The organism is Deinococcus aquaticus, assembly GCF_028622095.1.
GTDB lineage: Bacteria > Deinococcota > Deinococci > Deinococcales > Deinococcaceae > Deinococcus > Deinococcus aquaticus.
The window spans coordinates 2,201,030-2,216,633 of record NZ_CP115165.1; the positions used below are offsets into that span (position 1 = coordinate 2,201,030).

General features: G+C 68.2%; 18 protein-coding genes. 12 read left to right on the forward strand and 6 right to left on the reverse strand.

What is annotated here, in order from left to right:
* Position 1: 1 nt before the first annotated feature.
* The 5 genes from M8445_RS10645 to sdhC form a co-directional block, all read right to left on the reverse strand.
* The gene (locus M8445_RS10645) at positions 2–1,381 is read right to left on the reverse strand and encodes a cytochrome P450 (RefSeq protein WP_273987737.1); all 1,380 of its coding nucleotides are present in this window, start codon (positions 1,379–1,381) and stop codon (positions 2–4) included.
* A gap of 88 nt (positions 1,382–1,469) precedes the next feature.
* Positions 1,470–2,234, reverse strand: a complete 765-nt coding sequence (locus M8445_RS10650; RefSeq protein ID WP_055363022.1) for a succinate dehydrogenase iron-sulfur subunit — start codon at positions 2,232–2,234, stop codon at positions 1,470–1,472.
* 58 nt (positions 2,235–2,292) lie between these two features.
* Positions 2,293–4,044, reverse strand: coding sequence for a succinate dehydrogenase flavoprotein subunit (sdhA, locus tag M8445_RS10655; protein WP_273987738.1), 1,752 nt, complete (start codon positions 4,042–4,044; stop codon positions 2,293–2,295).
* A gap of 37 nt (positions 4,045–4,081) precedes the next feature.
* A complete protein-coding gene (locus M8445_RS10660; RefSeq protein ID WP_189063350.1) occupies positions 4,082–4,459 on the reverse strand; it encodes a succinate dehydrogenase hydrophobic membrane anchor subunit in 378 nt (125 codons plus the stop codon).
* Entirely contained in the window at positions 4,459–4,815 is a 357-nt protein-coding gene (gene sdhC, locus M8445_RS10665) for a succinate dehydrogenase, cytochrome b556 subunit (protein ID WP_273987739.1), read from the reverse strand. The genes M8445_RS10660 and sdhC overlap by 1 nt, the downstream gene beginning before the upstream one ends.
* A 227-nt stretch (positions 4,816–5,042) precedes the next feature.
* On the opposite strand from sdhC, the gene M8445_RS10670 reads away from it, so the two are divergent.
* The 8 genes from M8445_RS10670 (at position 5,043) to leuB (ending at position 12,241) form a co-directional block, all read left to right on the forward strand.
* Entirely contained in the window at positions 5,043–5,405 is a 363-nt protein-coding gene (locus M8445_RS10670) for a hypothetical protein (protein WP_273987740.1), read from the forward strand.
* A gap of 133 nt (positions 5,406–5,538) precedes the next feature.
* Complete coding sequence (locus M8445_RS10675; RefSeq protein ID WP_273987741.1) at positions 5,539–6,585, forward strand: transposase; 1,047 nt, start codon at positions 5,539–5,541, stop codon at positions 6,583–6,585.
* Positions 6,586–6,934: 349 nt separating this feature from the next.
* Positions 6,935–8,221: a homoaconitate hydratase family protein gene (locus M8445_RS10680; protein ID WP_273987742.1), complete on the forward strand. Its 1,287-nt coding sequence runs from the start codon at positions 6,935–6,937 to the stop codon at positions 8,219–8,221.
* A 38-nt stretch (positions 8,222–8,259) separates the two neighbouring features.
* The gene (locus tag M8445_RS10685) at positions 8,260–8,880 is read left to right on the forward strand and encodes a LysE family transporter (protein ID WP_230289204.1); all 621 of its coding nucleotides are present in this window, start codon (positions 8,260–8,262) and stop codon (positions 8,878–8,880) included.
* A 70-nt stretch (positions 8,881–8,950) separates the two neighbouring features.
* Positions 8,951–10,210 carry a hypothetical protein gene (locus tag M8445_RS10690; RefSeq protein WP_273987743.1) on the forward strand — a complete coding sequence of 420 codons (1,260 nt, stop codon included), beginning with the start codon at positions 8,951–8,953 and terminating at the stop codon, positions 10,208–10,210.
* Between the two features lies 1 nt (position 10,211).
* Positions 10,212–10,604 carry a hypothetical protein gene (locus M8445_RS10695; RefSeq protein ID WP_273987744.1) on the forward strand — a complete coding sequence of 131 codons (393 nt, stop codon included), beginning with the start codon at positions 10,212–10,214 and terminating at the stop codon, positions 10,602–10,604.
* Positions 10,597–11,190, forward strand: coding sequence for a 3-isopropylmalate dehydratase small subunit (locus M8445_RS10700; RefSeq protein ID WP_273987745.1), 594 nt, complete (start codon positions 10,597–10,599; stop codon positions 11,188–11,190). The genes M8445_RS10695 and M8445_RS10700 overlap by 8 nt, the downstream gene beginning before the upstream one ends.
* Positions 11,183–12,241 carry a 3-isopropylmalate dehydrogenase gene (gene leuB, locus M8445_RS10705; protein ID WP_273987746.1) on the forward strand — a complete coding sequence of 353 codons (1,059 nt, stop codon included), beginning with the start codon at positions 11,183–11,185 and terminating at the stop codon, positions 12,239–12,241. Before M8445_RS10700 ends, leuB begins: the two co-directional genes overlap by 8 nt.
* Positions 12,242–12,466: 225 nt before the next feature.
* On the opposite strand, the gene M8445_RS10710 is transcribed toward leuB, so the two are convergent.
* The gene (locus tag M8445_RS10710; RefSeq protein ID WP_273987747.1) at positions 12,467–12,643 is read right to left on the reverse strand and encodes a hypothetical protein; all 177 of its coding nucleotides are present in this window, start codon (positions 12,641–12,643) and stop codon (positions 12,467–12,469) included.
* 92 nt (positions 12,644–12,735) lie between these two features.
* Here M8445_RS10710 and M8445_RS10715 point away from each other — a divergent pair, with 92 nt between their 5' ends.
* From M8445_RS10715 to M8445_RS10730, 4 genes are all read left to right on the forward strand, one after another.
* On the forward strand, positions 12,736–13,044 hold the full coding sequence (locus M8445_RS10715; protein ID WP_273987748.1) for a hypothetical protein: 309 nt from the start codon (positions 12,736–12,738) through the stop codon (positions 13,042–13,044).
* On the forward strand, positions 13,020–14,561 hold the full coding sequence (gene pdxR / locus M8445_RS10720; RefSeq protein WP_420704089.1) for a MocR-like pyridoxine biosynthesis transcription factor PdxR: 1,542 nt from the start codon (positions 13,020–13,022) through the stop codon (positions 14,559–14,561). The genes M8445_RS10715 and pdxR overlap by 25 nt, the downstream gene beginning before the upstream one ends.
* Positions 14,562–14,651: 90 nt before the next feature.
* Entirely contained in the window at positions 14,652–15,017 is a 366-nt protein-coding gene (locus M8445_RS10725) for a hypothetical protein (protein WP_273987749.1), read from the forward strand.
* A gap of 140 nt (positions 15,018–15,157) precedes the next feature.
* The gene (locus tag M8445_RS10730) at positions 15,158–15,604 is read left to right on the forward strand and encodes a hypothetical protein (protein WP_273987750.1); all 447 of its coding nucleotides are present in this window, start codon (positions 15,158–15,160) and stop codon (positions 15,602–15,604) included.

Below are 15,604 nucleotides of genomic sequence, written 5' to 3' on the forward strand. Positions count from 1 at the left end.
TTCAGGCGAGCAGGCTGACCGCCGGGTGCCGCACCGCGTTCACGCGCAGGGTCAGGCGGTCGTCGGGCGTGGCGGTGGGGCGGGCGACCTCGCGCAGCACGTATGCCGGGTCGCCGCGCAGGTCCAGGGTCCGCAGGATCGCCGCGAGGTTCAGCATGATCAGGCCCTCGGCCATGCCGCTGCCCGCGCAGATGTGCGTGCCCAGTCCGTACGGCGCGAACGCGCCGGGGCGGCGGTGCTCCATGCGGCCCGGCGCGAAGCGTTCCGGGTCGAAGCGGTCGGCGTCCGTGAAGCACCCGTCCAGTCCGTGCGGGACGGTCGTACCGATGATCACCCGCCGACCCTGCGGCACCGTGACGCCCGCGAATTCGAAGTCCTGCGTGACCGTGCGGGTCATGGCGGGCGCGATCGGGTGCAGGCGCAGGCACTCCATCACGAAGCGGTGCAGGTGCGGCAGCCCCCCCAGGGTGTCCATGCTGGGCGGCCCGTCCTGGAAGGCGGTGTCGGCCTCCGCGACCAGAGCGGGGACCAGTTCCGGGTGCCGCCCGACGCGGTACAGCACGAACGCCAGGGTGTTCGCGGCAGTGTCCATGCCCGCGATGAACGCCCCCATGGTTGCCATGCGCAGGTCCATGTCCGACCAGAACGCCGGGTCGGCGGCCTGCGCGGCCAGCAGGTCATCGATCAGGTCCGGTGCCCGGCCCGCCTGCTCCGGTGGGACGCGGCGGTGCTCCTCGATCAGTGCCTCCACCATGCCCAGGGACCGCGCCCGCGCCCGCCGGAAGCCCGGCAACTGCTCGACCAGCGGCGGGCGCTGCCGGGTCACGCGGACCATCAGGGTGTTCTGCACGAAGCTCAGCAGGTCGTTCAGGTACGGGCGGGCCGTGCCGTTCACGACCACCCGCGCCAGCTGCTCGGTGATCACCGCCTTGCACCAGTGCGCCACCTGTAGGTCATCCCCGGCGCGCAGCGGCACGAGGTCCTCGGCCGTCACAGACAGCGCGCGGCGCAGGTTCGCGCCCAGGTACGAGCGGGCGTACGTGCGCGACTCGGTCCGGCGGAAGGTGCGGTGCTCCGGGCCGTCCACGCTGATCATGGAGCGCTGCACCCCGAACGCCTGATCGTTCGGCCGCCACGCCTCCAGGGAACGCAGGTGGCGGTGTCCTTCCTTCACGGTCCACACGTTCGCTTCTGGCCCGGCCAGCACCGTGTACGTCTGCCCCAGTCCCGTCACGTTGAACACCGGGCCGTGCTCGCGGTACGCGGCCGTCAGGAAGGCGCGCAGGCGGTGTGGGTACAGCTGCGTGATGCTGCCGATCACGGGCGGCCCGGACACGGTGGGAATGACGCGCGGGGAGGTCGGGTACGGGGCGTTCGTCATGCCCCACGGTACACGCCCGCAACCAGACTGACAAAGCCCCGCCTGCCGTCGGGCGGGGCGGGGCTGAGTCCAGAAGGAGGGCTTCGGCTTACGCCTGACCGTACATGACGGCGCGCTTGACTTCCTCAATCAGCTGCGTGATGGGGATGTCGCGCGGGCACGCCTCGGTGCAGTTGTACGCGGTGCGGCAACGCCACACGCCCGTGTTCTGGTTCATGATGCCCAGGCGCTGCTGCGTGGCCTCGTCACGGGTGTCGAAGATGAAGCGGTGCGCCTGCACGATCGCAGCCGGGCCGAGGTACGAGCCGTTCACCCAGAAGATCGGGCAGGAGGTCGTGCAGCAAGCGCACAGGATGCAGTTGCTGGAGTGCGCCATGCGCTCGGCCTCTTCCTCGGACTGGATGCGCTCGGCGGCGGGGGCCGGGGACTCGTTGATAAAGTACGGCATGATCGCCTTGTACGAGTCGAAGAACGGCTCCATGTCCACCAGCAGGTCCTTCTCGACCTTCAGGCCACGGATGGGTTCAACCGTGATGGTGCCGCCGCTCTTGGCCACGTCGCGCACCAGGGTCTTGCAGGCGAGGCGGTTACGGCCGTTGATCAGCATGGCGTCGCTGCCGCAGATGCCGTGCATGCACGAGCGGCGGAAGGTCAGGCTGGGCTCCATGTACCACTTGATGTGGTTGATGACGTCCAGTACGCGGTCGCTGGCCTGGGCTTCCACGTCGTAGGTGGTCCAGTGCGCCTTCTTGTCCTTTTCGGGGTCGAAGCGCAGGACCTTCACTTTCAGTTGCATCATCGGCACGCTCGCAGAGACGGGCGCGGCGCTGGTCGGTGCGTGGGTCTGGGTCATTGAAGTTCCTTCCGGGCGGCGCCTTCCTGCACACCGCCCGAGTGGGTAGGGGTTTGGGTCAGTACACGCGGGGCTTGGGTTCGAACGCCCGCGTGAAGCCCTTGAGCGACACGGGCTTGTACCCGATCTGCACCTGACCCTCGCGGTTCAGGTCCTTGTACGCCATGGTGTGCTTCAGCCAGTTCTCGTCGTCGCGGGTCGTGAAGTCCTCGCGGTCGTGCGCGCCGCGCGACTCGGTGCGGTTCAGGGCACTGGCGGTCATGGCCTCGGCGCAGTCGAGCATGAAGCCCAGTTCCATCGCCTCGATCAGCTCGCTGTTGTAGCGGCGGCTGGGGTCGCTGACGCCCACGTTCGCGTAACGCGCCTTGAGCTCCTGCACGATCCCCACCTGTTTTTCCATGTCGGGGCCGTTGCGGAAGATCCCGACGTTGTTCATCATGGATTCCTGCAGTTCCTTGCGGATCGAGGCGGCGTTGTCCTTGCCGTTGCTGCTACGCAGGCGGTCGAACAGGTCCACGCTCTCGCGCTCGGGGTTCTCGGGCATGTCCGGGAATTCCACCTGACGTGCGTACTGCGCGGCGTAGATCCCGGCGCGGCGGCCGAACACCACGAGGTCCCCGAGGCTGTTGGTGCCCAGGCGGTTCGCGCCGTGCAGGCTCACGCAGGCCTGCTCACCGGCCGCGTACAGGCCCTCCACGCTGCCGCCGTTCCCGTCACTCAGGCACAGGCCGTTCAGGTCAGTGGGAATGCCGCCCATCGCGTAGTGCGCCGTCGGCTGGATCGGTACGAGATCCTTGACCGGGTCCATGCCCAGGTACGTGCGCGCCAGGTCGGTAATCTCGGCCAGTTTGCCCTCGATCACCTCGCGCGGCAGGTGCGTCAGGTCGATGTTCACGGCGTCCTTGTCGCGGCCCACGCCCCGGCCCTCGCGGATCTCGGTGATGATGCTGCGCGACACGATGTCACGCGGCGCGAGGTCCTTGATGGTCGGCGCGTACCGCTCCATGAAGCGCTCGCCGCTGTCGTTACGCAGAATGCCGCCCTCACCACGGATGCCTTCCGTGACCAAGATGCCCAGCTTCGCCAGACCCGTCGGGTGGAACTGGTAGAACTCCATGTCCTCAAGGGGCAGGCCCTTGCGGTAGTAGATGCTCATCAGGTCACCCGTCAGGGTCAGCGCGTTACTGGTGATCTTGAACGCCCGGCCGTACCCGCCCGCCGCCAGAATCACGGCCTTCGCGTGGAAGGTGTGCAGCTCGCCGGTGCTCAGCTCGTACGCCACCACACCGCGGCAACGGCCGTCCTCGATCAGCAGGTCCGTCACGTGGAACTCGTTGTAGAACGTCGTTCCGGCCTTCACGTTCTGTTGGTACAGGGTCTGAAGGATCATGTGACCCGTGCGGTCCTTCGCGTAGCAGGAACGCTCCACGGCCGCCTTCCCGAAATCACGGGTGTGACCACCGAACTTACGCTGCGCGATCTTCCCGTCCGGCGTGCGCGAGAACGGCAGACCCATGTGCTCCAGCTCGTACACGGCGTCAATGATGTCCTTGGCGAACACCTCGGCGGCGTCCTGATCGGTCAGGTAATCGCCGCCCTTGACCGTGTCGAACATGTGCCATTCCCAGTGATCTTCCTGCACGTTCCCCAGCGCCGCGCCAATCCCGCCCTGCGCAGCGCCCGTATGAGAACGCGTCGGGTACAGTTTGCTGATGCAGGCCACGGACACGTTGCCCTTCGCCGCGTACAGCGCCGCCATCAGGCCCGCACCGCCCGCACCCACAACCAGAACGTCATAACGATGATGCATAGTTATCCTTTACCACCTGCCAATTCTGGACGCAGGCTCAGATTGAGAACAGGCCAATAGTTCCAAAAGCGAACAGCAGCGCGATGACGGTGTAGAACACACCCTTCACCCACGCCCGGTTCGGACGGGACCGCACGTAATCCTCAATGGAGTACCGCGCGCCGTTCGCACCGTGCATCAGCGACAGCGCCAGGATCAACCAGTCATAGAACTTCCAGGCGGGATTCGCGAGTTTCCCCACCACCGCGTCGAACGTGGCGTCCGACTCGCTGACCTGAATGAACGTCATGTAGATGTGCCCCAGAATCAGGAACACCAGGATCAACCCACTGATCCGCATGAAGATCCACCAGTTCAGCTCCGCATTACTGTGCGACTGCTGCCGCGCATCCGTGAACGTCCGGGCACGAATCATCAGTACCCCCCCACCAGACGCGGGTACAGCGTCCACGCCGAGTACAGGAACGCCGCCACGCTGATCAGCAGCACCCCGTACCACATCTGCCGCTGGTACGCCACGCCAAAGCCCGTGAAGTCCATCACGATGATCCGCAGCCCGTTGAACGCGTGATACACCACGCCCGCCGTCACGAACAGCAACCCGATCCGGAACGGCCACAGATCATACGTCTCGTGAATCACCATGTAAAACCGCTCACCAAAAATGAACGACCCGATGCTGAACACATGCAGCAACAGGTAAGCCAGAATTGCCAGCCCGGACAGGCGGTGAAGCAGGAATGCCCACTGCCCCTCTCTTCCTCGGTACATTCTCCCAGTCCTCCTCGACGTCTAAACCTCTTCGCGCAGGCCCCGACACGCCACCACACATTAGGGCGAAGCGTTATGCCGCGTGGGTGACCATTCACACCACTCTTTCAGACAGCGCAGTTTAACACCCACCTGCCAGACCGCGCGCCCCGCGGCCCGACGCACCGAACACCCGATGTCACCGCGTGAGGTGCAGCCCCCATCCCCCACGCGCTACCCTGACACCCATGACCGCCCCCACCCCCAAAGACCCCCAGGCAGAAGCCGAATTCACCCGTAAAATGGTCCTCGGCATCCTCGGCACCCTCGAACAGAAAGGCCTGCTCAGCAAACACGAAGTCGACAGCATCATCCGCGCCGCCCGCCAGGCCGCCTACCCCACCCCACCCCGCCGCACCCCCGGCCCCGCCGCGCCCGGCACCCAGTGGGTCAAACCCGGCCAGCCACACCAGCCCATGGACCGCACCACCCCCGTCGCCATCCCCAACGTCCAGCGCGCCACCCCCACAGGCACCCCAGAGAACGACCAACCGAAAGAAGAAACGCCCAAAGCCGAAGCGCCGCCCGTCATCGACTTTGACCTGCAGTAACGGGCGACCTCGCTACGTACCTACAGATACGTACCAAGAGTTTCCACGGGGCAGAGAACAGCGATCAGAACGAAGGCCCAGGAGGCAGGGGCTTGAAATTCCCCGGTCTCATGGGCCTTGATGCGAAGTGACTATGCCTCGCACGCCCAGCCTACCGCACAGCATCATCACCGCCCAGCTGAACCGAATCACCAGCCTCAGCGGTCTCGTCCCCTACAGCACCTTGCGCAAAAGCGCCATCTGCTGGGAGATGGCGCGGAGCTCCTACGCATCGACGGAAGACCTCCAGCGCCGAGCCAGGAACGCGCCTTCCGGCGCGTTCCTGGCCTTCGATTTCGTCATGGTGCCCCACGCTGGACGGACGATGGAAGGCGTCAACTACCACTACAGCGGCCAGGCCCAGACCCGTCTGGGCCATCAGTTCACCTCCGCTGCCCTGGTCAGGTTCGGTGAAGATCCGGTTCCGTTGCTGGAGCGCTTCAAGGTCTCCCAGGCCCTTGAGACGACCTGTTATCCGTACCGCACCGCCACGCAGGAAATGATCCACGTCGTCCATGATTGCCTCGCAGCGGGCGTCCCCATGGCGGGTCTCTTCCTGGATGGAGAGTTCGGGCGGGACGCGGCCGTGACCTTCAGTCGCGAGCATCAGATTCCGGTATTGATCCGTGCCAAAGCCAATATGACGGTGCAGTTCGAGGGTGAGGGACTCACCCTCGATGCGCTGAGCAAACAGTTCCCTCCGGAACGCTGCCACCTGTACGCGGAGTTCGGGTGGCGTGTCCGCCGATTGCCGGTCGCCCGTGAGGTCGGTGGGTTCGATGTTCTGATCGTGTGGCGCAAAGTGCACGGTGAGTGGACACGCTTTTTCCTGTTCAGCACGTTCGGCGGTGACGTCACGGTTCGCTCGCTGCTGCGGGCCTGGAAGGCCCGCTGGGGGATTGAGGTGATTCACCGGCTGTTCAAACAGAACCTGGGACTGGGACGCTGTCATTGCCGGACTATCCAGGCGCAGGAGAACCGGGTGTGGTGCGTGGTGGAGGCCTTTCACGCGGTTTTACGGGTGCGTCGAGAAGTGCCGGGAATGTCGTGGCGAGCTGCACAACGGCAGGCAGCTCAGAATGCGGAAAAGTACGTCCTGACCGGGATGGAGCAGGACGGCCCCCTGCTTGAGGCCGCGTGACACGTCATCGGCAGGGCAGTGGAAACTCTTGGTACATACAGACAGGAAGGCCGCACCCGGAAGCTGGGGTGCGGCCTTCCTGTCTGTGCTGAAATTCAGCCTCTTGACTGCAGTCTGTGATCTTCCTTCGTAGTTCCCCTGTAGGCTGGCCCCTATCTACACCACCTGTTCCCCGCGTGTGGGGGGTGGCGTATGCTCGGGGCATGTTCAGCGGTTTCTGGCGGGTCGGGGCGTCCCTGGTGGGTCTTCTTCTTTGCCTGGGGCGTTGAGCGCGGCCCAGCGTTCAGTGTTCGCCCCCGGTAGCTCTCGCAGCGGCCGGGGGCGCGTTTCTTGAGGAGGGAGTTCTGGTATGGGAATGACGATTGCGGAGAAGATGCTGGCGGCTCACAGTGGGCATGACGCGGTGGTGCCGGGGCAGTTGATCGAGTGCGCGACCGACTGGGTGCTGTGCCATGAGATCACGACGCCGGCGGCGCTGCGGATGCTGGAGGAGCGCGGCATGGACCGGGTGTTCAACCCGGATCAGATCGTGGCGGTGCCGGATCACAGCGTGCCGGCCATGAACATCAAGGCCGCGAAGATGTACCAGAAGCTCAAGAGCTGGGTGCAGGAGAAAGGCATCAAGCACTTCTACGACGTGGGCCGGGGCGGGATTGCGCACGTGGTGCTGGAGAACACGGGCTTGATGAAGCCGGGGCAGACGCTGGTCAGCGGCGACAGCCACACCTGCAACGCGGGTGCGCTGGGGGCCTTCGCGACCGGGGTGGGCAGCACGGACCTCGCGGGCGCCATCTACGCCGGGAAGGTGTGGTTCAAGGTTCCCGAGACCATGCTGATCCGCGTGACGGGCCAGACGCAGCCGGGCGTGACGCCCAAGGACATCGTGCTGGAGGTCATCAAGCGCATCGGCGCGGACGGCGCGAACTACATGGTCATGGAGTGGGTCGGCGAGTACATCGACAACCTGGACATGGAGGGCCGTTTCACGCTGACGAACATGGCGATCGAGGCGGGCGGCAAGACCGGCATCGTCGCAGTGGACGACACGACGCGGGCGTACATGGCGGCGCGCGGCGTGACGCCCGACCAGTACACCGAGTACCAGTCGGACGCGGACGCGCAGTTCCGGGTGGTCATCGAGGTGGACGCCTCGGCGGTCGAGCCGACCGTGGCGTACCCGCACATTCCCAGTAACGGGCGCGTGGCGGGCAGCGACCGGATCGCCGTGACGCACGCGTACGTGGGCAGCTGCACGAACGGCCGCATCACGGACCTGCGGGAAGTGGCGCGCATCCTGAAGGGCCGCAAGGTTGCGGACGGCGTGCAGATGATCGTCGTGCCCGCCACGCAGCTGATCTGGAAGCAGGCGGCGCAGGAGGGTCTGCTGGAGATCTTCGTGGAGGCCGGCGCGAGCGTCAGTTACCCCAGTTGCGGCGCGTGCCTGGGCATGCACTCGGGCGTGCTGGGGCCGGACGACGTGTGCATCAGCTCCAGCAACCGGAACTTCGTGGGCCGCATGGGTGACCCGAGCGCGCAGATCTACTTGGCCAGCCCGGCGACCGTCGCGGCGAGCGCCGTGTCGGGCTTCATCAGCGATCCGCGCGAGTACAACGACACCATCAACGCCGCCGACTGAACGCCGGTCGCCGGGGGCCGTGAGGGGGAGGGGAGAACGTGGACCTGAACATTCTGCTGGTGGTGGCGGCGCTGCACGCCGTGGTGCTGATCGTGCCGGGACCGGACGTGCTGCTGGTCAGTCAGACGGCGCTGGCCCGCACGCGGCGCGCGGCGCTGCTGGCGGGTCTGGGCGTGGTGCTGGGCATCAGCGTGTGGGCGTCGCTGGCGCTGCTGGGCATCGGGCTGCTGTTCGAGGCGTTCCCGTGGGTGCACGGCGTGATCCGCGTGGCGGGTGGCCTGTACCTGCTGTGGATGGGCTACAGCCTGTGGCGCAGCAGTGCCCGACCAGACACGCAGGCCGCGCCCGTCCAGGCGCCGCTGAGTGATCTGGCCGCCCTGCGCGCCGGGTTCCTGACGAACATCGCCAACCCGAAGGCCGCCGTGTTCTTCGGCAGCGTGTTCAGCGGCGTGCTCGGCACCGACGCGGGAAGCGGCGTGAAACTCGCGGCGTTCGGGATCATCGTGGGCCTCAGCCTGGGCTGGTTCGCGCTGGTCGCGCTGGGCATGTCCACCGCGTCCATGCAGGGCGCGTACCTGCGTGCCCGCCGGGGCGTGGACCGCGTGGCGGGCAGCCTGATGCTGGGCTTCGGGACGCTGCTGCTCGCCTCGCGCGAGTAGACCGCCGGCGCCCGGACCGGGGCGCGGACCTCACGTGCGCCCGCTGCGCGCGAGTAAGCTGGGTGAACTTATGGGTGAAGCAAAACGACGTAAACAACTGGGCCTGATGCCCACCGTGCATCCCTTCGACGCGACCATGGACGCGGATGGCACGCTGACCTTCACGCGCGCCCCCGAGGACGCCGCGCACCGCGACCTGATCGCGGGCGCGCTGCGGCTCTCGCAGCCGTACGGGGCCGCGTGGGACAGTCAGTACCGCACGCTGCACGTCATGCACGGCCGCGTGGACCGCTTCCTGGAAACCGCCGAGGACGTGCAGTCCATTCCTGTGCCCGCGCTGCGCCGCCTGAGCGGCGAACTGGCGCTGGGCCGCGTCGGCGAGGGCAGCGACACCACCGGCCGCTTCCTGCCGGTCGAGGGTGGCGCGGTCCGCCTGCGTGAAGTGCAGCACTCTGCCGACGGCACGAAGTGGGAGGCGTTCCCCGTGAACGTGGACCCCCGCCGCGCCATGGAGTTCCTGCTGCAACACCCGGCCGCGACGCTGGGCGGCGAGGTCGTCGCGTCCTACGTGGCCGAGCAGTGGCGCGAGGGCCGCCTGGACATCGACCCGGAACCCCCGGCGGACCTGCTGGACATGCTCGAAACGCTGGCCCGCGAGTGGCACGGCGACACCGAAGAGGGCTGGCAGGAAACGCACCTGGACGCCACCGACGGCGACGACACGGACCCCGTGCCGGTCGCGCGCCGCGTGGCCTTCGAACTGCGGCAGCCCGCGCCCCTGCAATCCCCGCTGAACCTGTCGTTCGCCACGCTGGGCAACGTGGAAGTCACCGTGAACCGCGAGGGCAGCAGTTACAGCCTCGACGGCGAAGCCTGGATCTCGTACGCCGACCCGGACGGCGAGGCCCGCGAGGACGCCCTGGACCTCCCGGACTTCCTGGACGTGGAGACCGTGCCCGTTCAGGTGTTCGCCGACGGCCGCGTGGAATGGGTGGACGAGGACGTGCCCGCCGAGCATGGCGAGCGCCTGCGCGCCGACCTGCTGCTGGAAACCGGCGCCGGGAACCCGGCCGAGTGGGCGCAGTGGACCCGTGAACTGATCACGCAGACCTTCGAACACGAACTGGTCGTCCCGGAAGACGCCGAGCTGCCCGTGCCCGTCGCGGTGCTGCTGGACATTCCCCTGGACGCCCTGGACGACCCGGACCCGCTGGCGCAGTCGTTCATCGAGTCCGCCCTCACCTTCGACGGCACCAACTGGCGCGACCTGTACGACGAGGAAGTGCCGCAAGAACTCCGCGCGTTCGCTCAACCCGACGGACTGAACTGACATGAGTCTGCCCGGCCTGCTCATCACCGGCGCCGCGCTGTTCGCGTGCTGGATGACCTGCCAGGTGCCCGGCCAGGGACGGCGTGCGCCGCTCTCTTCGGCCTGGGGACCGCTGCTGCTCGGCGTGATCCTGACGCTGTACACCCACCGTGAGATGCGTCTCTGGTCGCACCTTCCCTTCCCATACGCCCTGCTGGGCTGGGCCGCCGTCACGTTCCTGACGCTGCTCGTGGGCCTGACATTGATCCTGCGCGGCCACCTGAGCGGGTGGCCCTGGCTGGGATTCGGTCTGGCGGTGCTCGGCGCGGCTGCCCTGGCGTTGCTCCAGAACGCCGTTTCGTCCGGTGATCCGATTCTGGGTTCACCCTTCATTTCCGGAGGCCGCCATGGCTAAAGTGCACGTATTTGCCCGTGACCACATCAACACCGACGAGATCATCCCCGCCCGGCACCTGACCACCGACGTGGAAAGCGAACTCGCGAAGTTCGCCATGGAGGACTACGACAAGAACTTCGTGAAACGGGTCCAGCCGGGCGACATCATCGTGGCCGGCGCGGACTTCGGCTGCGGGTCCAGCCGCGAGCACGCCGTGTGGGCGCTGCGCGGCGCCGGCGTGGCGGCCGTGATCGCCCCGAACTTCGCGCGCATCTACTACCGCAACTCCATCAACAACGGCTTCCTGGCCCTGGAATGCGACGGCATCGTGCAGGCCTTCCAGGACGGCGACCCCGCCGACCTGAACCTCACGGCGGGCACCATCACGAACACCCGCACCGGGCAGAGCCTGACCTTCGTGCCGGTCGCGCAGTTCGCGCTGGACGTGCAGAAGGCCGGCGGCTGGCTGGAGTACATGAAAGAGCATGATCAGGCGGCGCTGGAAGCCGAGACCCTGGCCGCCCACAGCACGCAGGCCGGTCACGGTCACCCCGGCCAGGACAGCAGCCAGGACGCCGCGCCGCAGGAGAAGCAGCATGCCTAAGATCGTTTCCCTGCCCGGCGACGGTATCGGTCCGGAGGTCACGGCGGCGGCCGTGCAGGTGCTGCGTGAGGTCGCGCCCGACGTGACCATCGAGGAACACCTGATCGGCGGCGTGGCCTTCGACACGCACGGCGACCCATTCCCGCAGCCCACCCGCGACGCCCTGAAGGACGCCGACGCAGTGCTGCTGGGCACGGTCGGCGGAGCGCAGGACAGCGCCTGGAACCTGCTGCCCCGCCACCAGCGCCCGGAAAGCGGCCTGCTGGCGCTGCGCAAGGCGCTCGGCTGCTACGCCAACCTGCGCCCGGTGCGCGTGCAGCCCGGCCTGGAACACCTGTCGCCCCTGAAGCCTGAACTGGCGCGCGGCGTGGACATCCTGATCGTGCGCGAACTGCTGGGCGGCGTGTACTTCGACGGCGACCGCAAGATCGACGGCGACACCGCCTACAACACCATGCGCTACACCACGGCCGAGGTCGAGCGAGTCGCGAAGGTCGCCTTCTGGGCCGCCGAGCAACGCAAGGGCCGCGTCACCAGCGTCGACAAGGCCAATGTGCTGGAAGTCAGCGAACTGTGGCGCCGGGACGTGACCGCCCTGCGCGACCGTGACTACCGCGGCATTCACCTGAACCACGAGTACGTGGACAGCGTCGCCATGCTGATCGTCTCGGACCCCAGCCGCTACGACGTGATCGTCACCGAGAACCTGTTCGGCGACATCCTCAGCGACCTCGCCGCCGTCATTCCAGGCAGCCTCGGCCTGATGCCCAGCGCGAGCCTGGGCGATGGCGCGGGCCTGTTCGAACCCATTCACGGCAGCGCCCCCGACATCGCCGGGAAGGGCGTGGCGAATCCCGCCGCCGCCATCATGAGCGCCGGGATGCTGCTGCGCCACGGCCTGAAACGCCCGGACGCCGCCAACCAGATCGACCGCGCCGTGGCCCTCGCGCTGCGTGCCCAGCCCACCCGCGACCTGGGCGGCACGGCCGACACGCAGACCTTCACGCGCGCCGTCCTGAACGCCCTGGAAAGCTCGCCCGCCGTCGGGTAAACGCCAGCAGGGCAGCCGGGTTCTGCCAGGAGGGGCAGGGGAGATCAGCTTCCCTGCCCCTTCCCGCTGTTCTTATACGGACTCCGATTGAATGGTTTGCAAAAACTGTTCAATCCGAGCGGAGCGAGTGGGAGCAGAACGGATTCCGGGCGTGGAGTTGGCAACCCGGCGCCCTTCCGGGTTGTTAACGAAACAGACGGAATCCGTATTATCCGGGGGGTGCGGTCAGTGCAGGCGTTCGCGTTCGAGTTGCTGGATGCGCCGTTCGAGTTCCCGCAGGCGGCTGCGTTCGCTGCTCTGTCCAAGCTGCCGGACCGCGAAGCGGATCAGGGCGAGGACTCCCACGGCGACACTCAGGACACTCAGGAGGATCAGCAGCTCAGGCAGGCCCAGGGTTGGCATACCCGCAGCTTAGGCGGCCTTCCGGGCGGACGATGCCTCAATTGCCACAGGGCCCCTGTTCACCGGTGCTTCACGCGGCGCATGCTGAGGGCATGAGCGACCCCGCCGTGACCTTTCCCGCCCCGACCCGCATTCCGTACCCCGGCGGCTGCGTGCTGGAACCCGGCCCGTACGCCCTGGACTACCTGCTGAAATGGCGGGCGGACGTGACCGTGCGCGGCACCCTGCACCCGGACACGCCAGTGTACCCGCTGCTGCGCGCCCTGCTGGCCGACCCGGCCGCGCACGGCCTGAGCGCCGCCGAAGCCGGAGCCGCCCGCGACCGCTTTCTGGAACTGGCCGGGCAGGCCCTGACCGCCGAGGGTGGGCAGCGCGCGTGGCTGGAACGCGAATTCCGCTGACAGCCAGCGCGCAGGACGGTGCGCCGGGCGGCTTGGCGGACGGCTGGCTGGACACCCTGACCCTCAGCGACCCGCACCCTGGAGAGACCCGCCACGCCCTGGTCGCCCGGACCCTGCGCAGCGCCGTGACGCGCGGCCTGCTGCCCGAGGGCACGCGGCTGCCCGGCCACCGCCGCCTCGCGCAGCGGCTGGGCGTGTCCCGCAACACCCTGGTGGACGCCCTGACGCAACTGCACGCCGAGGGGTACGTGCGCCCGCGAGGCCGCAGCGGCACGGTGATCAGTGTGCCCGTCATCAGTGTTCCCGGCCACGCGCCCACGACCACCCCGGGCAGTGGTGTGACCGCGCCCGCGCAGAACGGGCGGCCCCTCCCGCTGAGCGCCTGGGCGATCCGCGCGCTCCAAGGTCAGGTCGAGGAGGTCGGCGGTGACCGCTTCGCCGTGGACTTCCGGGTGGGGCAGCCCGTCCCGGACCTGTACCCGGAGGCCGCCTGGACGCAGGCCCTGGCCCGCCGGGCCGCGCAGGTCACGCACGCGCACGCGCACGATCCCCTCGGGCCGCTCGAGACGCGCCGCGCGCTGGCCGCGTACCTGAACGCGCAGCGCGGCGCACGCGTCACGCCCGACATGGTGATGCTGACTGGCGGTACCCAGTCCGCGCTGGACGCCCTGGCCCGCGTGTTCCTCGAACCGGGCCGCCTCGCCGTCGTCGAGGACCCCACGTACGCCGGGGCGCGCGCCGCGCTGGCCGCCACCGGCGCGGACGTGACCGGCGTGCCCGTGGACGACCGGGGCCTCCAGACCGGCGCGCTGCCGCCCGGCGCGACCCTGGCCTACGTGACGCCCGGCTGCCAGTACCCCACCGCAGTCAGTCTGGGCGCGGACCGCCGTCAGGCGCTGATCGCCTGGGCCGCCGCCGCAAACGCCTTCATCCTGGAAGACGATTACGCCGCCGACCTGCACCTGACCTCCCGGCCCCCCCCGGTGTTGCAGGGCCTCGCGCCGGACCGCGTGATCCTGCTTGGCTCGTTCAGCAAGAGCCTCGCGCCCGTCACGCGCAGCGGCTTCCTGGTCGCCCCGCCCGGCGTGCTGCGCGTCCTGACCGGCACCCGCCCCCTGACCGACCGCCTGCCCGGCCGACTGGACGCCCTGGCCCTGGCAGACGTGCTGGCCTCCGGCGCGTACGCCCGCCACCTGCGCCGCGCCCGCACGGCCGTGCAGCGCCGCCAGGAGGTGCTGCTCGGCGCGCTGCGTACCCACCTGCCCGGCTGGCCGGTCCTGCCCGTCGCGTCCGGCCTGCACCTGTACCTGCCGCTGCCGCCCCCCTGGAAGGAAGCGGACGTGCTGGCCCGCGCCGCCCGGCAGGGCGTGGCGCTCAGTCCGGTCGCGCCGCTCTCGCAGGGCGGTCACCCGCCCGCCGTCCTGCTGGGCTTCGCGGCCCTGTCCACCACCGAACTCACGGACGGCGCGGCCCGCCTGGGCAGGGCCCTGAGACAGGGGGCTGACGGAAGGCCCTGAAAGTGGGTGCGGTCAGGACATGCCGGCCCCACCCGCTTGGGGGCGCAGCTGCGGCACACGGGCCGGGTGTCGCGGGGTACACTGCGCGCAATGCGGTTTCTGCTGATAGCTCTGGCGCTCGTCCTGACGGTGATGTACTTCACGTTCGGGCTGCGCTTCGGTTACGTCACCCTGACCCCCACCTACCTGCTGCATGCCAGCGGCGAGAACCGCTACGGCCTGAACATCTTCGAGGACCGCGCCAAGATCGGCGTGCGCGGCTCCTGCAAGGTGCGCACCGGCACGGCCACCGTCCGCCTGCTCGACCCCCAGGGCGTGCAGGTCGCCGGGCAGGTCTGCCCGAAAGGCGAGTGGGGCCTGAACGTCCTGACCAGTGGCCCTGAAGGGAAATACCAGCTGGTCGTGGAATTCGACAAGTTCTCGGGCGTGATGGACCTGAAAGAAGCCCGCCAGTAATCCGGTAACTCAGTAACTCGGAAACCCAGTACCCGGCAATACGGACACCGTGGGAACCCGCTGTGGCCGCATCGAAGCCCGCCGATCACGGGTTTCTCATAGCCGGCCCAGTGCCCGGACCGCTAGGGTCAGAGCTATTCATGACTGCCGCGCCTCCTGCCAACCCGGCCCTTCCTGACCTGCCGGACTGGGCGGCCCCGCAGTGGAGTGCCGCTGACCGGACCCCCAACCCGGACCTGCTGCTGTCGTTACTGCCCGTCACGTTCGGGGCGGACGCCCTGGCCCGCGCGCGCCGCTGGGCGACCTTCTACCCGGCAGACGAGGTGCTGCTTGACCCGCAGGGGCACTTCCGGCCCCAGCCGAGGGATCAGATGCAGTGCAGCGTTCACCTGTACGCCGTGACCCGCCGTCACATGGAGGGCGTCCGGCCTGACGAGGCGGCCGTCATGGCCCGCATGCGCACCCTGGCGCAGGTCGAGGCGGGCCCCCTACAGGACGCGGCGTCACGGGGAAGCCTGCCGACCACCTCCAGCCTTCCTTCCGGCCCGGCGGCCCGCCTGGATCAGCTGTTGCAGACGCTGGGCTGA